The 962-nt window shown below is 39.3% G+C and carries 1 protein-coding gene; it reads right to left on the bottom strand.

The genetic code is table 11. From position 1 onward, the window contains the following. The coding region (locus DNK85_RS01435) for a hypothetical protein (RefSeq protein WP_208123115.1) at nucleotides 1-962 on the bottom strand (962 nt) is incomplete at both ends.

Below are 962 nucleotides of genomic sequence, written 5' to 3'. Positions count from 1 at the left end.
GATTGCTGTGGCACTATCATTCTCGGTATAGTTTAAGGTGCTACCGGCACTTATCACCGGTGCATCATTGATTGCATTTACGGTGATGTCTACAGTATCGACATCAGATAAGGGTGTGCCACTACTATCGGTTGAGGTAACTGTTAAAGTATCACTGCCATTAAAGTTAAGATTTCCCTGATAGGTTAGAGTTGCTAATGTGTTATTAATATCTGTTTCATTTCCACTAATGGTTAAATCATTACTACCATTAGCCCCAGCGGATATTGTTGCTGTACCGGATAATGTGACATTTAACACCCCATTGTTTACCTGCAAACGGGTTGTTGCTAGATTACCATCAGCATCCGTTACTGATACCTCTGTAATTGCAAGAGTAGTATCTTCACTTACTACTAAACTTGGTATCAGAATATCATACACGCTAACATGCCCGGAGTTAGTACCATTATTATCACTAAAATTAGCACCTATTATAACTTTTGAGCCATCGGCATTCATTGAAACTGAACGACCAAATCGATCTGCAGCTGATTGACCATTTATATCATTACTTATTTGAACCCAATCATTACCATTCCATTGATAAACACTTACATAACCTGGATTAAAGCCACTACTAAAAGCTTGATCAGCCCCAATTGCAATCATTGACCCATCACCATTTATTGATACCGACCAACCAGATCGATCACCAAAGCTTTTTCCATCTATATCAGCACCTAGCTGAACCCAAGCATCATCTTGCCATTCATACACTCTAGCATGACCCGCTCTAAAGCCATTATCGCTATTAAAAGGAGCACCTATCACTATTCTTGAGCCATCGTTATTCATTGATATTGAATAGCCTGAAAGATTATTAGTCAACTCTCCATCTATATCAGCACCCATTTGAATCCAGTCATTACCATCCCACTGATATATACGGACGTGACCGGCATTATTCCCACTATCATCAT

Source organism: Cysteiniphilum halobium, assembly GCF_003574425.1.
Lineage (GTDB): Bacteria > Pseudomonadota > Gammaproteobacteria > Francisellales > Francisellaceae > Caedibacter > Caedibacter halobius.
This window is presented reverse-complemented; position numbering and strand designations above follow the sequence as displayed.